At 44.2% G+C, this 20,536-nt stretch carries 16 protein-coding genes; 9 read left to right on the top strand and 7 right to left on the bottom strand.

What is annotated here, in order from left to right:
• Window positions 1-464 precede the first annotated feature (464 nt).
• Complete coding sequence (locus NG798_RS15645; protein WP_261224603.1) at window positions 465-1,853, bottom strand: N-acetylmuramoyl-L-alanine amidase; 1,389 nt, start codon at window positions 1,851-1,853, stop codon at window positions 465-467.
• A gap of 828 nt (window positions 1,854-2,681) precedes the next feature.
• Here NG798_RS15645 and pyk point away from each other — a divergent pair.
• Both pyk and NG798_RS15655 read left to right on the top strand, forming a co-directional pair.
• Complete coding sequence (gene pyk / locus NG798_RS15650; protein WP_261224604.1) at window positions 2,682-4,103, top strand: pyruvate kinase; 1,422 nt, start codon at window positions 2,682-2,684, stop codon at window positions 4,101-4,103.
• 844 nt (window positions 4,104-4,947) lie between these two features.
• Window positions 4,948-9,771 (top strand): PAS domain S-box protein, encoded by a 4,824-nt coding sequence (locus NG798_RS15655; RefSeq protein ID WP_261224605.1) that lies wholly within the window; start codon window positions 4,948-4,950, stop codon window positions 9,769-9,771.
• A gap of 104 nt (window positions 9,772-9,875) precedes the next feature.
• Here NG798_RS15655 and NG798_RS15660 read toward each other — a convergent pair whose 3' ends face one another.
• Window positions 9,876-10,373 (bottom strand): DinB family protein, encoded by a 498-nt coding sequence (locus tag NG798_RS15660; RefSeq protein WP_261224606.1) that lies wholly within the window; start codon window positions 10,371-10,373, stop codon window positions 9,876-9,878.
• Between the two features lie 314 nt (window positions 10,374-10,687).
• Here NG798_RS15660 and NG798_RS15665 point away from each other — a divergent pair, with 314 nt between their 5' ends.
• From NG798_RS15665 to NG798_RS15675, 3 genes are all read left to right on the top strand, one after another.
• Complete coding sequence (locus NG798_RS15665; RefSeq protein WP_261224607.1) at window positions 10,688-11,158, top strand: hypothetical protein; 471 nt, start codon at window positions 10,688-10,690, stop codon at window positions 11,156-11,158.
• A gap of 322 nt (window positions 11,159-11,480) precedes the next feature.
• Window positions 11,481-11,687 carry a hypothetical protein gene (locus NG798_RS15670; protein WP_261224608.1) on the top strand — a complete coding sequence of 69 codons (207 nt, stop codon included), beginning with the start codon at window positions 11,481-11,483 and terminating at the stop codon, window positions 11,685-11,687.
• A 369-nt stretch (window positions 11,688-12,056) separates the two neighbouring features.
• Window positions 12,057-12,257: a hypothetical protein gene (locus NG798_RS15675; protein WP_261224609.1), complete on the top strand. Its 201-nt coding sequence runs from the start codon at window positions 12,057-12,059 to the stop codon at window positions 12,255-12,257.
• Window positions 12,258-12,304: 47 nt separating this feature from the next.
• On the opposite strand, the gene ureC is transcribed toward NG798_RS15675, so the two are convergent.
• From ureC to NG798_RS15700, 5 genes are all read right to left on the bottom strand, one after another.
• Window positions 12,305-14,017 carry an urease subunit alpha gene (gene ureC / locus NG798_RS15680; protein ID WP_261224610.1) on the bottom strand — a complete coding sequence of 571 codons (1,713 nt, stop codon included), beginning with the start codon at window positions 14,015-14,017 and terminating at the stop codon, window positions 12,305-12,307.
• A gap of 56 nt (window positions 14,018-14,073) precedes the next feature.
• Window positions 14,074-14,382, bottom strand: coding sequence for an urease subunit beta (locus NG798_RS15685; protein WP_261224611.1), 309 nt, complete (start codon window positions 14,380-14,382; stop codon window positions 14,074-14,076).
• 29 nt (window positions 14,383-14,411) lie between these two features.
• A complete protein-coding gene (gene ureA, locus NG798_RS15690; protein WP_261224612.1) occupies window positions 14,412-14,714 on the bottom strand; it encodes an urease subunit gamma in 303 nt (100 codons plus the stop codon).
• Between the two features lie 302 nt (window positions 14,715-15,016).
• A complete protein-coding gene (locus NG798_RS15695; RefSeq protein ID WP_261224613.1) occupies window positions 15,017-15,883 on the bottom strand; it encodes an Npun_R2479 family HD domain-containing metalloprotein in 867 nt (288 codons plus the stop codon).
• 124 nt (window positions 15,884-16,007) lie between these two features.
• Entirely contained in the window at window positions 16,008-16,223 is a 216-nt protein-coding gene (locus NG798_RS15700) for a hypothetical protein (protein ID WP_261224614.1), read from the bottom strand.
• Window positions 16,224-16,515: 292 nt separating this feature from the next.
• Between NG798_RS15700 and ureE the strand changes: the two genes are divergently transcribed.
• The 4 genes from ureE (at window position 16,516) to NG798_RS15720 (ending at window position 20,520) form a co-directional block, all read left to right on the top strand.
• The gene (ureE, locus tag NG798_RS15705) at window positions 16,516-16,947 is read left to right on the top strand and encodes an urease accessory protein UreE (protein ID WP_261224615.1); all 432 of its coding nucleotides are present in this window, start codon (window positions 16,516-16,518) and stop codon (window positions 16,945-16,947) included.
• 276 nt (window positions 16,948-17,223) lie between these two features.
• Window positions 17,224-17,853 (top strand): urease accessory protein UreG, encoded by a 630-nt coding sequence (gene ureG, locus NG798_RS15710; protein WP_261224616.1) that lies wholly within the window; start codon window positions 17,224-17,226, stop codon window positions 17,851-17,853.
• 110 nt (window positions 17,854-17,963) lie between these two features.
• Window positions 17,964-19,292 (top strand): urea ABC transporter substrate-binding protein, encoded by a 1,329-nt coding sequence (urtA, locus tag NG798_RS15715; RefSeq protein WP_261224617.1) that lies wholly within the window; start codon window positions 17,964-17,966, stop codon window positions 19,290-19,292.
• Window positions 19,293-19,362: 70 nt separating this feature from the next.
• Window positions 19,363-20,520, top strand: a complete 1,158-nt coding sequence (locus NG798_RS15720; protein WP_263012995.1) for an urea ABC transporter permease subunit UrtB — start codon at window positions 19,363-19,365, stop codon at window positions 20,518-20,520.
• The last annotated feature ends 16 nt before the right edge of the window (window positions 20,521-20,536 follow it).

Consider the following 20,536-nt stretch of genomic DNA (forward strand, 5'->3'; position numbering starts at 1 on the left):
CCCTAGAGAATAGAGAGCAAAACTTCCCCTTGTCAAAGAATAGCCTCTCTACCCATAATCGCTATCTGGCCAAAATGTCAAATTTTTAGTTATTTCAGCCTTGACGTTTATATTTTTTTTTGTTAAATTCTAATAATTTTTTTTATTTCCTCAAGGAAAAAACTTTTTATTGTGTATTTTTTTACAAAAATTAATAATTAGCCAGAAGTTTTTGAGATTTATTACGAAAATTAAGCTAGAATAATTTATCCAAAAACTTATTAGCAAACCAAAGTACACTGGCAGGTAGAAAATAAGACTTTTTGTTAGATGTGACTAACAAAGTAGTGGCTTTTATCCCTTTAAACCCAGCACGGGTTAAATTTTAATAAAATCTTCTTTCTCAAAAAAATAGAGTTCAGAGTTCATTAAAATCCGAAAACCAAACAGCTATGAACTCTGAACACAGCAGCTTTGTAGGCAATTTACAATAAATTAGCTGACTCATAAAGCCGGCGAAGCAAAGCCATAATTTTTTGGCCATATTCCAAATCTGCCGACCAGCGTCCGCTTAACTGCTCCACCAAAGGCGCAATTCCCCGCGTTACAAACCGAAAGCGAGGATCAACAATTTCTTGGACAATGGGCTCGGTAGTGGCATAAGCTTTTAAGTGCTGAATTTGGGCTCTGACACCAATGCGGGCGCTGGGAAAAGAGGCCCCATTGCTGGCAGCGCCGACGCCGCCTAAACTGGCAAAATTGTTTTGGGTGGCTTTGACATCGCCCGGAAAACGCAAAAAGCCGGTTTCTAAACACATTTGACAAAAAGCCATATCGTAATTTACTCCCTCAATGCTGGCTTCTTCGCGGAAAAGTTTCGGCAAGTCAGGAAATTGGGTCAGCGCTGCTTCGTTGTTGGCCTTAAGAAACATCATTAACTGCACTTCTGTGGTGTTGCCATGACTCATAATTCGGTCAAGTTGACCGGCACAAACATTTAAAATTGAGCGCAATTTTACGGTGCGCGAGGGGTTATCCCAGCCTATAGAAATATTGAAATCTCTCAGTTCAATGGCTCGGATAAAGACAATATTTCTGAACGTCAGCCGGCGAATTTGTACCAACTTGGTCACGTTTAAACCAAGGCTGTCTACGAGATCGATAGGGATAAAGGCATTGCCGTTGACGATGATACCTTGTTCGCCGTGAATTTGGTTATTGATATTGATATTGCAATTTGGATAAGTTGTCGGGGTTGGAGTGGGGGTTGGTTGTGGTTGCGGTGTTGGCGTGGGGGTGGGGGAGGGAAGGGCACTTCCTCGTACCCAAGCTGCAAGAGAGTCTGCTATTCCCAAAGCAAAGTCTTTGCGCCGGTTTTGCAATAGATAACGGTCGTCTGGGTTGGTAAGAAAGCCAACTTGCATTACCATTGAGGGCACCACCAGTCCCCGGCAAAACAGTAGGCTGCCGGTGGCGGTGGCGGTATCTGGTTGGACGCCTCGGCTTGGCAGTTGTGGGACTCTTCGCAATAATCCCAGTAAAACGAGTTCGGCGTTGGCTTTGCGTTCATCGTTATTGGCGATGTAATAGACGCTTGCACCCCGCGCTAGGGGGTTGGAAAAGGCATCGGCGTGAATTTCGAGGGCCACATCACCCGGTCTTTGTCGGTCGTTGATCCAGTTGAGGCTTTGTCTGAGGCTGAGTTCGTCGGGGACGGCTAAAACTTCTAGGTTTCTGCCTCGCAATTCTACGGCGACAAGATCGCGCAGTAAGATCATTTCTCTGGCTTCTGTTGTACCGCCGGCTACGGTGCCGGTGTCTATGACTCCTGCTTCAAACCCGCCATGACCGGCGGAAAGAAAAATTCGTCCCATTTTTAAGTGGTTCCTTTGTCAAGCATTTTATCTCAAGCATTTACGATAATCGATTCTGGTCTTGGCTGCCTTAGCCGGTTAGCAAAAAGGCATGAAGCGATTTTAGATAGGGGATTTTTGCTAAAGGGATTTTTGAAAAGGCTATTTTTAATTTTTGAAAAGGCTATTTTAGATTTCGGGGATTAACGCTGACGATTTTAGCGGTGAAACCCTTTAACAGGCTTGTTTGCAGCGGCTTCGGTCTGTAGTAGGATTTTTTTGCGGTTCTGGGGTGAGTATTGCCGGTGGCCGGCCTGCTTTTACGAAGTTTTGTTGCAAAACACAACGGTTTTTATTAAATTCAAAACTTTTGTGTAAAAATTTTCCGCGCCCGCGAGTTTTAGTGTTAAATAAAAACACAAAGAGCAACTGGAAGGGTAAGTTCTTGGTTAGCAAAGTGGTAGATGCAGAAAACCAAGGCTAGGCTCTACAGTAAATTTCAACCTTTCTCAGTTGCTCTCCTTCTTCTCTCACTTCTCCCCGCAGCAGAGTCTCTACCTCTGGCTAACCCTGGCGATAATAAATTTTTATTATCAGCAGGGGGTTGTGATTTTTGTTGAGAATTTCTCGGCTTTACCTATTAGGGCTAGATCAGGGCTTAGATTAATTTTTATGGCTAGTGATGATTTTTTGTCCCGACAACCTCCTTAAGGGAGATAAGTAAATAATGTAAAGCAGATTACATTGCAGACAGGAGACTGGGCGAACTGAAATTATTGTGATAAGCTTATCGATTTAGTTGGCTGTATGTTTAAAAGTTTCACTCGTTACAATTCCCCACAAAACATCATGCGTAAAACAAAAATAATTTGCACTCTTGGCCCGGCTAGTTCCGATTACGAAACCATAAAGGCAATGGTCGAGGCCGGCATGGATGTTGCTAGGCTTAATTTTTCGCACGGTGAATACTCCACCCACGAAAAAAATATTAAAATCTTGCAAGAAGTTTCGGCAGAATTAAACCGGCCCATCGCAATTTTACAAGATTTGCAAGGGCCGAAAATTCGCGTCGGAGAAATGAAAGAGGGTTCGATCTTAGAAGATGGTCAAAAAACGATTATCACTATGAGTGAAGTTTTGGGAACCCCGACAAGATTTAGTTCTTCCTACAAGGGATTGGCGGAGGATGTCCGCGACGGCGATAGCATTTTAATCGATGATGGATTAATTCATATTCACGTCGATAAGGTGGCCGGTTCGGAAATTTTAGGGACAGTGATTCATGGGGGGCAACTAAAAAGTCACAAAGGAATTAATCTGGCTAATTCTTCAATTTCTACGCCGGCTTTAACTCAAAAAGACATTAATGATTTAGAATTTGGTCTAACTCAAGAAATTGACTACGTTGCCCTTTCGTTTGTGAGAGAACCTTCGGATATTAAAGAAGTGAAAGGCTCAATCCGACGCAAAGAAAAAGATACTCATGTTGTTGCCAAAATTGAACGCCACGAAGCCGTAGAAGATTTTGAGCATATTGTCAAAGTCGCCGATGTGATTATGGTAGCGCGGGGAGATTTGGGTGTAGAAATGCCTTTAGATCAGGTGCCGATTATTCAGAAATCGATTATCAAAGATTGCCGGACTCATATCAAGCCGGTAATTACTGCTACTCAAATGTTGGAATCGATGATTAAAAATCCCCGGCCTACTCGTGCAGAAGTTTCTGATATTGCTAATGCAATTATTGATGGAACTGATGCGATCATGCTATCAGGAGAAACCGCCGTTGGTGAGTTTGCTGTTGACGCCGTGAGGACGATGGCTCGCATTGCGGAAACTGTAGAAGCGCAATTAATTTCGTCTTCAACATATCTGGAGGGAGCCGGTGAACACGCCATTTCAAATTCTGTGGGTCATGCGGCTTGCCAACTTGGACAAGATTTAAAAGCTAAGGCAATTATTTGTTTTACTGAGCATGGTTTTACGGCTCGCATTTTATCAAAATACCGCCAGCCTATTCCTGTTATTGCTGTGACTCCATCCGCAGCGGTTCAGCGCCGGTTGGCTCTTTATTGGGGGGTTCAGTCTCTTTTAATTCCCAAGGCTTCTAGCACGGATGAAATGATTGCTTTGGTGGAAAAAGCAGCCTTACAATACGGCTTAGTGGCTAAAAATGATGTGGTGGTTATTACTGCCGGTTTGCCTTTGCCTTTCACCGGCATCACTAATTTAATTAAAGTTCACCGCATTGGCGAAATGGGTGCTGTTTAAAACCACAAACACTGATTACCATTTTGGATTTTTGGTTTGAAACTGAAACTTTTAAAATCCAAAATGGTAAGGCTTTTCTTTTCCTGAACTGTTGGAATATAGCAGTTTTTCCCTGCCTGGGGTACGTTTGTATCCCCCCTTATTAAGGCAGGGTTGTTTCATTATCAAACGAGAAAATTGTCAGAGCCAGGGCGGTTTATATAGTTTGTGCCGGCCAAATTAAAACCTAACCATCTGGCCTTTAATTACGATAGCGAGATAGCAATTAATTTTAGGGAAATCAGAAATGCTATATAGTTTTTGGGCGATAAGATACCCCAGGGGCTTCTAACAACAGGTTTGCTTTGAGAAAGCCGGTTTTTTCCGTCCCCCAGGTAACTAAAAACCGCTAGAAATAAAGTAAAAACCTCAATAAAAAACCTCACTAAATCAGCCCAAACAAAACCGCATTAAAACTGCCTTAAAAAGCCCATTAACCCTTGAAAAAACTACAAGATGCCTAATTATATGACCTAGCAAAAGAAAGACTAGCACTACCGCGAGAAACCGCCCACCCATCTTTAACCATCGCCGCCGCGCAAAGGCGACCCTTTGGGGGAAAAATTCTTCAACTAAGGGCCAAAATTTAACGCTAAAAAATTAAAATTTTCCTTAAAAAATCCCTCAATTGCTAGAGAAGGCAAAACCAACGCATCCATCAAGCACGTTGAAAATACTTCTGTAGAGGAGAGACAACACATCATAGAATTCGCTACCATCAAATAAACACTCCAAAACCACACGACTGTGGCTTTGCTCGCCCAAAAAACGATAAATTTTCTTAAGAACCGACTAGAGTGAGTAAATGAAAAACCCGCGTTCTCACTGGCATCGCTATGGAATGGCTCTCTTAACAGTGACTCTAGCCCTAGTGCTAACCATAGCATTGAAACCCATCCTGCAATACACCCCCACACCCTTCTTCTTTACAGCCGTAATGATCAGCTCGTCCTATGGCGGTTTGGGTCCGGGTTTGTTGGCCACAGGTTTGTCAGGCGTATGCTTGGGGTATTTATTCCAAGACATGGGCTTTGCACCCAGATTAATCGCCCTAAACGACCTTCTGCTGTTAGGAATATTTGTGGGAATCTCCGTTTTCATTAGCGCCATAAACGAGAGCCGCCAGAAAGCGGAAAAAAATCTTCAACAAAGCGAAGAAAACTATCGTTTATTAGTCGAAGCAATCAAAGACTACGCAATTTTGGGCCTTGATATAAACGGCTATATAACCAGTTGGAATCAAGGAGCAGAACTTATCAAAGGCTATAAACCTTACGAAATGATAGGGCAGCATTTTTCCCGATTTTACACCCCAGAAGACATCGCCATAGATAAACCGAATCAACTGTTAGGAAAAGCAACAAAAGAAGGCCGTCTTGAAGAACAAGGCTGGCGAGTCTGCAAAGACGGCAGAAAATTTTGGGCAGATATTGTTATCACCGCCTTGAGAGACAACACCGGCAAACTGCGAGGATATTCAAAAATCACCCGCAACATCACCGCCGCCAAACAATCAGAACAAGAACTCTACGCCACCCTCAAAGAACTAACCGACCTAAAAATAGCCTTAGATGAATCGGCCATTGTCGCTAAAACCGACGCCAAGGGCATCATTAAATACGTTAATAATAAATTTTGTGAAATTTCTCAATATTCCTCAGAAGAACTGCTAGGAAAAACCCATAAAATCATCAACTCCGGCTATCACCCCCCAGAATTTTTTGCCGAACTTTGGCAAACCATAAGCAGCGGAGAAATTTGGCGAGGAGAAATCCAAAACCAAGCCAAAGACGGAACCTATTACTGGGTAGACACAACCATAGTCCCCCTCAAAGACGAACAAGGAAAACCCAAAGAATATTTAGCCATTCGCAGCGACATCACCGAACGAAAAAAAGCCCAAGTCGCCCTCCAAGCCAGCGAAGAACTATTAAAAAAAGTATTAGAAACCTTACCCGTCGGAGTATCTGTAGCTGATCAAGACGGAAAAATAATAATATTCAACCCAGAAGCACAAAAAATCTGGGGAGGCTCCCAATATTTAGATATTTCTGGCTATGGAGAATATAAAGGGTGGTGGTATCAAACCGGCCTGAAAATTCAAGCAGAAGAATGGGGACTGGCGCGCGCCCTACGCAACGGAGAAACCTGTCTGGATGAAATCATCGAAATCGAAGCCTTTGATGGCATCCGTAAAATCATTCGCAACGCAGCCGTGCCCATACGCAACAAGCAGCAAGAAATTGTAGCAGCCATAGCAGTGAATCAAGACATCACCCCCGTAATTAAAGCGCAAAAAGAGCGAGAAATCTTGCTAGAAAGCGAACGAAACGCCCGCAGAGATGCCGAAAGTACCCAAAAACAAATCGCCAACATCTTCAACCGAATTACCGATGGTTTTTTTGCCGTAGACAACGAATGGACACTCATTTATGTTAACCAACAAGTGATTCCTATGTTGGAAAAATACGGCTACACAAACAGCAGAGAAAACCTGCTGGGAAAAACAATGTGGGAAGCATTTCCGGGTACTATCAATACTATTTTTGAAACTCAATATCGGCTCTGCAAAGAACAACAAAATGCCGTACATTTTGAAGCCTGTTATGAACCGCTCAACCTCTGGCTAGACATCCATGCCTACCCAGACGAACAAGGCTTATCAATTTATTTTCAAGACATCACAGCCAGAAAAATTGCAGAAGAAGCCCGCCGCGAAAGCGAAGAAAGATTCCGCAACATGGCAGACAACTCGCCGGTGTTATTGTGGATCACAGACAGTCAAGGAAACTGCACCTTTGTCAACAAATCTTGGCAGAACTTTACCGGTCGCCGCCTCGAACAAGAACTCGGCGACAGATGGGCAGAAAGCCTGCACCCAGACGACCGAGAACTCTGCCTCGATACCTACTCTGTGGCCCTCAAAAACCGCCAAAGCTTCCAGCTAGAATACCGACTGCTACACGCCGATGGTCAATATCGCTGGGTCTTTGACAACGCAACACCCCGCTACACCAGCGACGGCAACTTTGCCGGCCACATTGGCTCTGCTACCGACATCACCGACCGAAAAATTGCCGAAGACGAACTGAAAACCCGCACCCGTACAAGCGCTGCCATTGCCCAACTCGGACAACGAGCCCTCGAAAGCGTCCAGCTTTCTACGCTTATGCAAGAAACCGCCAGTGTCCTCAGAGGCACCCTCAACCTCAAACGCTGCCAAATCCTAGAATTTTCGCCACAAGACGGTCAACTGATCGAGCGGGCCGGTGAAATTGCCTCCGGCTTTACCCCAACCCCCAGTGCAGAAAATTCCCAACCAGGCTCGCAATATACCCTGCACATCAGCGGCGTGAAGGGGCTTTTCGGTTTTATCCGCATCGAAACCCACAGCGACCAAACCCTCTCCAGAGAAGACCTGCATTTTTGCCAATCAGCCGCCAATATCCTCGCCGAAGCCCACAACCGCAAGCACTCAGAAGAGGAACGGGCAAAGCTTTTAGAACGCGAACAAACCGCCCGAAAACAAGCAGAAGCCAGCCAAGAATACTACCGCTTTTTGGCCGAATCGCTGCCCCAAATGGTATGGACAGCTAACCCAGATGGAGAAGTGGATTATTACAGTCAGCGGTGGTTTGATTATCTTGGAGTTCCCCCCTCTCAACTGCTCGAAGACGGATGGGCATCAATGGTGCATCCCGATGACTTGGGCCGGTGTGCTCAAACCTGGACTCAGTGTCTGCAAACCGGCCAAAATTATCAAATTGAAGTTCGCATCAAAAACACCGACGGACAATATCGCTGGTATTTGGGGCAAGCCCTAGCTATGCGAGACAGCGAAGGCAAGATCATTAAATGGTTTGGTACCAACACCGATATCGACGACCGCAAACGCGCCGAAGAAGAACGCGCTAAACTCCTAGAACGCGAACAAACCGCCCGTGCCCTCGCTGAAACGGCCACCGACCGAGTACAGCGCCTCCAAGCTGTCACGGATGCCACGATTACAGCCTTGAACCTTGATGATCTTCTCAACGAATCGCTAACTCGCATTTCCCAAGTGCTGAACACCGATACGGCTGTCATTTTCCTTAGAGAGGGTAACAGCAACACTCTGGTTGTCAAAGCAGCTTTGGGATTAGACACCCAAATTATTGACTCTTTTCGCATTCCTATCGGTGAAGGTATTGCCGGTAGCATAGCCAAGCAGCAAAAGGCGCTGCTGATCTCTGAGAACGCTTACCAAATTGCTCACGGCCAGTTTTTTAAAGACAAACAAATTCAAACCCTTATGGGTGTGCCTTTGCTGTTAGAAAATAAACTCTTGGGAGTGGTTCACGTCGGTAGCCTCCAGGTGCGCGACTTTAGTAGAGATGATATGTATCTGCTGGAATTGGTTGCTGCTCGTCTGGCTTGGGCTATCGACCGCGCCAACCTCTACGAAGCCGAGCAAAAAGCCCGCACCGCCGCCGAAAACGCTAACCGGCTCAAGGATGAGTTTTTAGCGATTGTTTCCCATGAGTTGCGAACTCCCTTAAACTCGATTTTGGGCTGGGCACAAATGCTGCGTATTCGCAAGTTAGATGCTAATACTACGCTCAGAGCCCTCGAAACCATTGAACGCAATGCCAAACAACAAGTTAAAGTTATTGATGATATTTTGGATGTTTCTCGGATTATTCGCGGCAAATTTCGCCTGACTCTTGTGCCGGTGAATTTGGCAGAACTTGTTAGAGATTGTGTGGAAAATTTTTCTGTTTCTGCTACTACTAAAAATATCGATTTGGCCTTGGATATCAATAGCAATATTGCCCAAATTAACGGCGATCCAGACCGCCTGCGGCAAATTATTAGCAATTTGCTATCTAATGCTATTAAGTTTACTCCGGAAAACGGACGAATTGAAGTAAATGTTAGCCAAAATGGTAAACAAGTTCAAGTTTCTGTTTCGGATACCGGCATTGGCATTCATCCTGAGTTTTTACCTCATGTTTTTGAGGGCTTCCGTCAAGCCGATAGTTCTACTACTCGCTCTCACGGCGGTTTGGGTTTGGGCTTAACTATTGTGTATTATTTGGTTGAATTGCACGGCGGTACGGTGGAGGCTTTCAGCGATGGGAAAAATCAAGGCGCTATGTTTATTGTTAAACTGCCTTCTTTGCAAAAAAACAATGTCTCTGCTGAGTCTGTGGCTAACAGTTTTTCGTTTTCTTCCCCAGAAGTTAAAGAGGGCGAACAACTCTCTGGTTTAAATGTTTTGGTTGTTGATGATGATGCCGATACTTGTGAATTAATTGCAACGGTTTTAGAGCAATATGGTGCAGAAGTTAGTGCGGTTTCTTCTGCCGATGAGGCACTTTCCATGCTTGATCGTCGGGTGCCGGATGTGCTTGTCAGTGATATCGGAATGCCAGAAAAAAGCGGTTATGATTTAATCCGCGAAATTCGACACCGCAAGGAAAGTTCTGGGGGTTCCATACCGGCTATTGCTTTGACGGCTTTTGCGCGGGAAGAAGATCGCAAAAAAGCTCATATTGCCGGTTTTCAAATGCACGTCAGTAAGCCGGTGGAACCAGACGAGTTAGCTAAGGCGGTTACTCTTGTTTGCCGTCATATTTTGTCCCGTTGATCAACCTCTCGCTTTTTTCGTTGTCAAAAACAAGCTGCCGGTTAAGTTTCAAACCGGTATCTACATTACAAAAAAAGCGCCGTTGGGGTCGAAAAATTTATATTCTAAGCTCGGATGAGCCGGTGCATATCCAACGCCGGCGGACGAATTTTTGTCTGCATTAATAAATCGTGGACTTGTCCCCGGTGGTGTGTTTGATGGTTAAAAAAATGCGCTATTAATAACGTTACAGGGTCTGTATAAACTTTGCCGGCATTATTGATATAGCGAATCGTTTTTGTGAAAAACTCTTCGGTTAAACCGGCTACAAAGCTTTCTATGCGTTTATCTTCAAGCCGGCGCACGGCCCACAGTTCCTCAAAGTTTTCGTAAAGAATGGCATCCAGGCCGGTGGATGCTACTTCTTGACCTTCAAATCGCCCCATCCAAATTCTATCGCCGACCATAATATGATTCAACGTCCCGTGAATGCTTTTAAAAAAAGCCGGTCGTGGCTGTTTGCGCTCTTCATCGCTTAAAAGCGAGCAAACTTCATAAAGTTTCTCATTCGCTAGGCTGTTGTATCGGGCCAGTAATTGAAAATGCTCCCGCAACATAATCATTGAGCCGTCAAACCTGAAAAAGTTAATGATCAGACATAAATAGCATATTTTTTGATTTTTGTCAAATCAATCAAAGCAAACCTAACAAAAAAGCATTCCTCCCCAAAGCAAGCAGCAAATACCGGCCACAAATACCATTTCTGGAAGCAAAAAAAGACAGTTGTTTAATCGCCACCGGCCAGCAGATTTGCAAAGCCCAAATTCTCATAACAACAAGTAGACAGATCGTAAACTGGCTGCTTTTAAACTGATTTCTCCTGATTTAATTGAGGTTTTTCGGAATCAGGGAGTAGAAAGTTAAGGAACGAAAAACCATGATGAGCATCTACAGTTTCGCTTTTTCTACTCTTTTAGTTATTGGCAGTTCTGTTAGCACCCAACTCGCTAATATTACAGAATCCGAATTTTCTCAAAAAGAAAATAAACAAGTTTTAGTTGCTGGGAAGACAAATAAACAAAAACCATGCCCAAACAAGGCCAAACCCAAGCAAATAGTACATCGTGGCAGTGGAAGAGTTGAACCGGAACCACCAAAAAGCCCCTCAACCACTAGTATAGATTCGCAATTTTACAGCAATCAAATTGATTTATTCTTAGCAGAAAAAAGCGACGCTGATAAAGACCAACCAGGCGGTGATGCTCGCAGAGCGCATCGTGGTAGTGGCCGGCTTGAGGACGAAAAAGATAACAATCAAAATAGTAGCAATTCACAAATCATCGCCGAATCGCCATCACAAGATAACAATAAAGAGGCACACCGGGGCAGTGGACGCTTAGAGGCATAAACAGTTGAGAGAAAACAACGAAATTTACGATTTTTATACAATCGAGCCGGCCTATCGGGTCGGTTTTTGCCTTGGTTTTTGAGGAGCCAGTTGCTGCATTGGCTGTATTTGACAAGGCGTTGAGAGTTGGCGCGTTTTGCCCGCAGCCGCCACAAAAGCGGTGTGGGTTGCTTGAAGCAGCCGTTTTGAGGTTTTTGAGGTAAGGAAGTTTGCAGAGTTTGGTTGTGCTGGCGATTGAGATAGTGGCACAAAAACTGTCTACCGTCACAAGCATTGTTTTTATTGTGTTTACAGTGCAACTACTGAATTGAGGTTAAGCCAAATGTTTTTTACCTGTATGGAAATGAGCTTTGAGATCGAGTCTGAGCCGGTGGAACAAGTGTTTTTCCCGAATATTGAATCTGAGCCGGTGGAAGAAGTATTTTTCCCGAAATTGGCAAAAAATTTGTCTTGGTTTAACCAGGAAATTGGCTGCGAGGATGCCAATGCCGATGTTTTCCAAATTGCTTTTATGATGCGACTCGGTTAAAGCTGGAGTTAGAAAGCGCAACTCTAAAACAATTCTGGGTGAACAAAGGCCGGATGTTGTAAACAAACCACGCAAATGCTTGCTCTGTGCAACCGGCCTGTATCATCTAATTTTCATATCCATTAAGGATAAAACCTCGAATAGCAATAGAGGGGTAAATAGGCTGTCGCGTTCGCTTCTTTGTTGTTGTGGCCGGTGTGGCTAGATCAGGGCTTGAGTGATCTTAGAGAATGCGGATAAAAATCACATTCTTATTGTGTTTGCCATCACCACAAAAGAAACAAATGATCACAAACCGACACAGATGTTCATCACTTGCACATGACTCTTAATGCTCGATACTCTAATGGTAGAGTTCAATACCCCCCCATGACATCCAATAGCTTTATAAATCAAACCGCGATAGCAGAACTTTTTGGCTCAGTTTGGAACACCGGCTACCTTTCCCGTTCTGACCGCCAGCAGTTAGTAGCCGCTTTAATAGACAGCGAAATGAGCGGCGACGAAAAACAATCCGTTAAACGCCTCTTGCACGCTGTCCATCGCGGTTGGGTAAAAATTATGGATTAGGCATTGGTCTATTTCTTTGTAACTTTTTTTCCTTCCGTTGGCTAAATTTAAAATAAAAAGTATCGCTGCGCTAAAGGCAAAATAGTTGCCGGTTCGCAAGTCAGTAATTCCCCGTCCGCTCGCACTTGATAGGTTTCTGGATCAACTTCAATTTGTGGCAAAGCGTCGTTTAACTTCAGATCGCGCTTGTTAATGTGCCGGCATCCCGAAACCGCTACAGCTTTTTTTTGTAAATTTAATTGCTCAGGAATTCCTAAATCTAAACCGGCTTTAGAAACAAACGTTAAAGATGTGGCGTGCAAAGCACCGGCAAAACTACCAAACATCGGACGCATATAAACCGGCTGCGGCGTTGGAATACTTGCATTAGCATCGCCCATCTGTGACCAAGCAATCATTCCGCCTTTAATAACTATCTCTGGTTTGACTCCAAAAAACTCCGGTCGCCACAAACACAAATCTGCTAATTTTCCGGCTTCTACTGACCCCACATACTCAGAAATTCCGTGTGTAATTGCCGGGTTAATCGTGTATTTTGCTACATAACGTTTAACGCGAAAATTATCTGCCGCTGTTGTTTCTTCGCCAGACAAAACACCGCGTTGGATTTTCATTTTGTGGGCCGTTTGCCAAGTCCGAATAATGACTTCTCCGACTCTTCCCATTGCCTGAGAATCGGAAGAAATAATGCTAAATGCGCCTAAGTCGTGCAAAATATCTTCAGCGGCAATGGTTTCGCGGCGGATGCGTGACTCGGCAAAGGCCACATCTTCGGGGATGCTGCGGTCGAGGTGGTGGCACACCATTAGCATATCCAGATGCTCTTCTAAGGTGTTGACGGTGTAAGGTCTGGTGGGGTTTGTGGAAGAGGGTAAAACATTTGCCAAAGAGCAAACTTTGATAATATCGGGCGCGTGTCCGCCACCGGCCCCCTCGGTGTGGTAGGTGTGGATAGTGCGGTTTTTGAAGGCGGCGATGGTGGTTTCTACAAAACCGGCTTCATTTAAGGTGTCTGTGTGAATAGCAACTTGGACGTCATACTCATCGGCCACAGTTAAGCAGGTGTCGATGGTGGCGGGGGTGGTTCCCCAGTCTTCGTGTAGTTTTAAACCAATGGCACCGGCCAATATTTGCTCGGTTAAACCCTGTGGTTGACTGCTATTGCCTTTGCCTAAAAATCCCAGATTGACAGGGAAAGCATCGGCTGCTTGTAGCATTCGATACATATTCCAAGGGCCGGGGGTGCAGGTGGTGGCGTTGGTGCCGGTGGCTGGGCCGGTTCCACCGCCGATCATGGTGGTTATTCCTGATGCAATGGCGGTTTCAATTTGTTGGGGACAAATAAAGTGAATGTGGCTGTCTATTCCGCCGGCGGTTAAGATCATGCCTTCGCCGGCGATGGCTTCGGTGCCGGGGCCGATGATAATATCAACGTTGTCTTGGATGTAGGGATTGCCGGCTTTGCCTATTTTAAATATTTTGCCGTCTTTAATGCCAATATCTGCTTTTATAATTCCCCACCAATCTATTATTAAGGCGTTGGTAATTACGGCATCTACGGCTCCATCGGCGTTAGAAATGGGGGATTGTCCCATGCCATCGCGGATGACTTTTCCGCCACCAAATTTCACTTCTGAGCCGTAGGTTGTTAGGTCTTGTTCAACTTCGATAAAAAGTTCTGTATCTGCTAATCTGACGCGATCTCCTACGGTTGGGCCGTAGGTTTCTGCGTAGGCGCGGCGATCCATTCTGTAGCTCATGTTTTTGGTTGTTGGTTGAATTAATGTAGTTTTTTTTAGGGTTTAGAGGCTTTAGTTTAGGTTAATTTGCCGTTAATTTTGGCGTTGAATCCGTAGATTTCTCGGCTGCCGGTGTAGGGGATGAGTTGTACTTCTTTTTCGTCTCCGGGTTCAAATCTAACGGAGGTGCCGGCGGGGATGTCTAATCGCATTCCGATGGTTTGTTGGCGGTCAAATTCTAGGGCTTCGTTGGCTTCATAAAAGTGATAGTGGGAACCTATTTGTATGGGCCGGTCGCCGGTGTTGGCGACGCGCAACCGCAGGGTAGGTAGTGCGCTGTTGAGTTCAATTTCTCCGGCTGGGGTGATAATTTCGCCTGGGATCATAATATTTGTTAAGGGTTTTTTGTTAAGAGTTAGCGGATTGGGTTATGGACGGTGACGAGTTTTGTGCCGTCGGGAAAGGTGGCTTCGATTTGGACTTCTTTGATCATTTCGGGTATGCCTTCCATGACATCATTTCGGGTTAAAAGGGTGGTGCCGTAGGTCATTAGGTCGGCTACGCTTTGGCCTTCTCTGGCTGCTTCGAGGAGGCCGGCGGATATGTAGGCGACTGCTTCGGGATAGTTTAGTTTTATGCCTTTTTGTTTGCGGCGTTCTGCTACTAGGCCGGCGGTGAAAATAAGCAGTTTATCTTTTTCTTGGGGGGTGAGTTGCATATAGGCTTTTTAGAGTGGGGGTTTGGGTTGGGTTTGGCTGGGTGCCGGTTTCTTTTAAATACAAATTAAATTGGGATTTGATGCAAGACCAATATGCCGGCTGTTATGATATTGCGGTAGTGTGGGGTTTTCGTCAATGGGTTTGTTTATTTTGTTTGGGATAAAACTTTTACAAATTTTTATTAATTTTTTTGTGCTTTTATTGACATAAATAGTTTTTTAAGTTAAAAACCCGCTTGTTTTTTAGAAAGCGGGTTGATGTTAATATTTGCTGATTTTAAAGCAGGTGATGGGCCTTTTTATTAAGCAGCAAGAGCTTGTTTTTCTTCTTTGGCGGCAGATTCGTGTTCGACGCGGAACACATTTGCGTAGAGGTTGGCAATGATTTGTTTGCCTTCTTGTGTTAATCCCAAATAACGCAGTGCATCGGGGATATAGGGGAATACTCCAAACCAATAAAACTTGGCGTAGTTTTTGCGTAGGTCGCCCGGATTTTTATAATTTAAGGCTTTGTTGGCGCCGGTTTCTTCAAATTCGTAAAATAGCGCACTGATTTTTTGCAGGTAACGTGGATCGCTAAGTTGTCCAATGAGATCGGCGGCACGAACTAACCCCGGATAGTTGATTGTATCTTGGTGATCGTCGTCTTTTGGTACGGGGAAACGAGTTAGTTCAATATTACGTTTGATCACTTCTGCATCTATAAGCCGGTGTCCGCCAAATCGTTCGTTAATAAATAGTTTGCCTCTGTCAACATGATAGGGGGTTAAACCGGCATCACTTGAGCCTGGTGCTAGACGATAAAGTTTTCCTTCGATGCCGGTGGCATATAATCCTTGATCGTCTCTATCTTGCCGGCATACGCCTTTGACATATCCTATGTCATGGCATAACAATGAAATCGTAAAATGCAGCCAGTCTTCGCAAGATACACCCCCTTCTCGGATGTGCTTGCCCCGCAATATCTCCTGACCTACGAGGGTCACTAAGATTGTATGCTCGACGTTGTGATAGAGGGCGTCGCTGTTGGCGATATTCTCTAGGGCCATGTTGCCGGCCCAGGCGATAATATCGGCATAATGAGGGTTATATCCGCCGTAGGTGCGGTGGTAGGCATCTTTTAGCTGTTGAACGAAGACGTCAATCAGGAGTTCGGTGGCATTAAACATCGCTAGATCCCCAATCGGAGTTTTACCACTGTATGTAAGACAGTATATATTTATTTTAATAAATTGGTGCGGCTATAAGTACGGGGTCTGACACCTTTGCCAGAATAAAAAAAAAGTTTATTTTTTACATTTCATCTCCTAACTCTAACCATCCGCGCCGCACTGCATATAGCAGCCGGTCTATTAATCGGTAATCTTGGTGGTTGAGTGAATCTGCCAGTAGGGCTGTTTTTATTTGCTGTCTGTGGAGTTTGTTAATTTGGCCGGTTTGCCACACTTCCAAACAAATTTGTGATAGTAAAAATTTGGGCAGGATGTTTGTAGATTGTAGGTTTAGCATAGGTTTTTCTAAAAACGCTTTCAGTTGTTTATATTTTTTATTATGTCTCAATAATCTGCCAAGGGTTGTGATTTAATCTTGGGGTTTTTGTGATCCTTGTCTCTAAAGGTTGGTGAATTTTTCGGAATTTTTTAGTGATTTAAGTAGGGCTATGTCTGTGATAGAGACAATCCGGGCGGGTGATGTGTGTCACAGACTCCTTGTTTGGCCGGTGAGAAAATGATTGAGCCGATAAGAGCTTGTGGTAGTGGCCTTATAAGGCTGATTAAGATTCAAAAATAGAATAATTTATATGCTGATTTTAACTCGAAAAATGCCGCCAAATTCTTCGCTGAGTGCCAATTTAATAATTTCTCTAACGGCGGTGGAACGAACAAAAACCCGCCACCGGCACCAAACTCCTTTTGGCTCGATTATGATTCAACTTCCACGCGGGACTGTGTTACAAAATGGCGATTTATTGCAAACGGAGGCGGGGGATTATACTGTTCAAATTGTAGCGGAACCAGAGCCGGTTTTAACTGTAACTGCAAAAAGTTTTTTAGATTTGTTGAGAGCAGCTTATCACCTGGGAAACAGGCATATACCTTTAGAAATTACTGCCAGTTATCTGCGTTTATCTCCTGATCCGGTTTTGCAATCAATGCTGGAACATTTGGGGCTGGAAGTATGCCCAGAAATCGCACCGTTTGAGCCAGAAGGGGGTGCTTACGATCATCATTAAAAATAAATTGGTTTGGTGGGCTGCATAAATTTTGATACGGTTTTGTTAATAAGTTATGACAACAACACCCGACCAGTTTTCAATCTGCAAAACCCCCAATTATTTCTTGTTAGATGTAGTTGGGCTGCTCGCTTTTTCTAAGAGGGCGATTGAGGGTTACTAGGAAAGGATACCTATGCGCTAAATCCTGGCGTTGGACAGCGCTACTACTTACTTGCACCGGCAGGGTAAAACAGTTTACAATCGAAAGTCTTAAATCTCAAATCTAAAATCCTTATGAGTGGTTTTCGGGTAGGAATTGCCGGCCCTGTTGGCTCAGGAAAAACAGCTTTGGTGGATGCCTTGTGTAAAGCGCTGCGCGATCAGTATAACATTGCTGTGGTCACAAATGATATTTATACTCAAGAAGATGCACAGTTTTTAGTGCGTTCTCAAGCGCTGGAACGTGAGCGAATTGTTGGGGTAGAAACGGGGGGTTGTCCTCATACGGCAATTCGGGAAGATGCCTCAATTAATTTGGTGGCAATTGAGCAGTTAGAAAGGCAATTTACGGAGCTAAATTTGTTATTTGTAGAAAGCGGTGGCGATAATTTGGCATCTACTTTTAGCCCGGAATTGGTGGATTTGACTATTTATGTGATTGATGTAGCTGCCGGTGATAAAATTCCCCGCAAAGGTGGGCCTGGTATTACGAAATCTGATTTGTTGGTGATTAATAAAATTGATTTAGCGCCCTATGTTGGGGCTTCTTTGGAAGTTATGGAACGAGATGCAAAAAAAATGCGTGGTGAAAAACCTTTTGTGTTTACAAATTTAAAAACTCGTGAAGGGTTGCCGGTGGTGATAGATTTTATTCGCTGGCATTTAGGAGATGTGGAATTGGAGACGGCAAATGATGAAGAATAAAGTATTAACCATTAATTAAATATGTGGGATTGTATCATAGATTACAATATTGGGTTCAATGATAAGATTAATATCACAATCGCATGAAATATGAAGTAGGGAAAAAAAGTATGGCAGGAAGATTTGGTCGGCGCAAGTTTCTTTTCTATGGATCTGCGGCGTTGGGGAGTAGCATTTTTTTAAAAGCTTGTAACCAAACGGCACAGCAAGCCAATAACACAACTACGCCAGGATCTTCAGCGGCAGGCACAAGCAGCCCCTCTGCCGCCAGTGGAGATACTATAAAAGTAGGAATTTTACACTCTCTGTCTGGCACGATGTCGATTAGTGAAAAAAGCGTTGTCGATGCCGAAATGCTGGCAATTGATGAAATTAATAAAGCCGGTGGGGTTTTAGGAAAGCAAATTCAAGCCATTGTCGAAGATGGTGCTTCTGAGTGGCCGACTTTTGCAGAAAAAGCCAGAAAATTAATCGATCAAGATAAAGTTGTTACCGTTTTTGGCTGCTGGACTTCTGCTTCTCGTAAAGCAGTTTTGCCGGTTTTTGAGCAAAAAAATCATCAGCTTTGGTATCCGGTACAATACGAGGGTCAAGAATGCTCTAAAAATGTTTTCTACACCGGCGCCGCACCAAACCAACAAATCGAGCCGGCGGTAGATTGGCTATTAGAAAATAAGGGCAAAGAATTTTTCTTAGTTGGTTCCGATTACGTTTTTCCCCGTACAGCTAATACCATTATTAAAGCCCAACTTGAAGCCAAAGGCGGCAAAACTGTCGGCGAAGATTATTTAGCTTTGGGTAGTACAGAAGTTACAGCACTGATCAGCAAAATTAAAGAAGCTTTGCCCAATGGCGGAGTTATTTTTAATACCCTGAATGGTGATAGTAATGTGGCATTTTTTAAACAAATGCAAGGTGCCGGTTTGGGCCCAGATAAATATCCCACAATGTCTGTGAGTATTGCCGAAGAAGAAGTTAAAGCTATTGGCGTAGAATACCTCAAAGGTCATTATGCAGCCTGGAATTATTTTATGACCGTAGACTCTCCAGCTAATAAAAAATTCGTTGATGGGTTTAAAGAAAAATACGGCAAAGATCGGGTAACTAATGACCCTATGGAAGCCGCTTATATCATGGTGTATTTGTGGAAACAAGCGGTAGAAAAAGCCAAAACAGCGGACGATTTAGAAAAAGTCCGGGCCGCTGCTTTAGGTCAAACATTTGATGCCCCAGGCGGTAATGTTACTCTCGAAAATAACCATCATTTAGCAAAAATTGTTCGTCTGGGACAAGTTCGAGATGATGGCTTATTTGAGATTGTTTATTCGACTCCAAAAGCTGTTTCTCCGCTTCCCTGGAATCAATTTGTTAAGGATACAAAAGGCTTTTCTTGTGATTGGTCTGATCCGGCCAAAGGTGGCAAGTTTAAGAGCGCTTAAAAGCGGAAGGGCCGGCACGGGGGCCGGCCCCTACAGAAATTAATTTAAAATTACGGCGAGGGAGGCTAAATTGATTCAAATTGTAGACGGGTTATTTAACGGAATTAGTATCGGCGCAGTTCTGCTTATTGCAGCCCTTGGGTTGGCGATTATTTTTGGCTTAATGGGCGTTATTAATATGGCTCATGGTGAATTAATGATGCTAGGAGCCTACACAACTTTTGTGGTGCAAAATGGTTTCAAAATGCTGGGCGGCCAGTGGTTTGAAATCTATATCTTTTTTGCCTTAATAGCCGCGTTTATTGTGGCAGGAATCGCCGGCTTTATCCTAGAAAAAGGAGTGATACGTTATCTCTATGGCCGGCCTCTGGAAACTCTCCTGGCAACTTGGGGGGTAAGTTTAATTTTGCAGCAATTTGCCCGCAGTGTGAGTTGGATGTTGGTGATAGGAATTTCTATATTTTGCCTGCTATTTTTTGGGGCAATGGCAGTCATTTCGCGCCGCAATGATTGGGAGAAAATTCGTAACTGGGCAATCGGTTTAATGTTACCTCTTTCTTTAGGAATTGCTTTAGCAACCGGCGCATTTTTAGGACAAACTTATGGTTTAGCAGCCACTAAACCTTGGTTTGGCGCTCAAAACGTCGATGTCACGGCACCGAGTTGGTTACGCGGCGGCTTCCCAATTGGCAATTTCCAACTGCCTTATGCCCGACTTTTTATTATTGCCTTGACTATTCTATGTATGGCAGCAATTTACTTGTTTTTAAATCGTTCAACATGGGGGTTAAAAATTCGCTCTGTCACCCAAAATCGCCAGATGAGTGCCTGTTTAGGAATCCCGACCGAAAAAGTTGATGCCCTGACATTTGCCCTGGGTTCTGGGTTAGCTGGAGTGGCCGGTTGTGCAATTAGTTTATTGGGTTCTGTGGGGCCAAACACCGGCCAAAATTATATCGTTGATGCCTTCATGGTTGTGGTGGTTGGAGGTGTCGGTAAATTGATAGGAACAGTTGTAGCAGCCTTGGCAATTGGTACAGCCAATTATTTAATCGGTGCAGGGGTGGTAGCAAGTTTATTAAAACCCGTACCTTTGCTGGGAGATTTGTTTAGCTATTTTGCAACAATTAGTATGGCAAAAGTTATGGTTTTTGCCCTCATTATTGCCTTTTTGCAAGTACGACCGGCAGGAATGTTTCCGCAAAAAGGCCGCACCGTTGATGCGTAGCGTACCAGGGTGGCAA

Origin of the sequence: Ancylothrix sp. D3o (genome assembly GCF_025370775.1) — a bacterium.
Classification (GTDB): Bacteria; Cyanobacteriota; Cyanobacteriia; order Cyanobacteriales; family Oscillatoriaceae; genus Ancylothrix.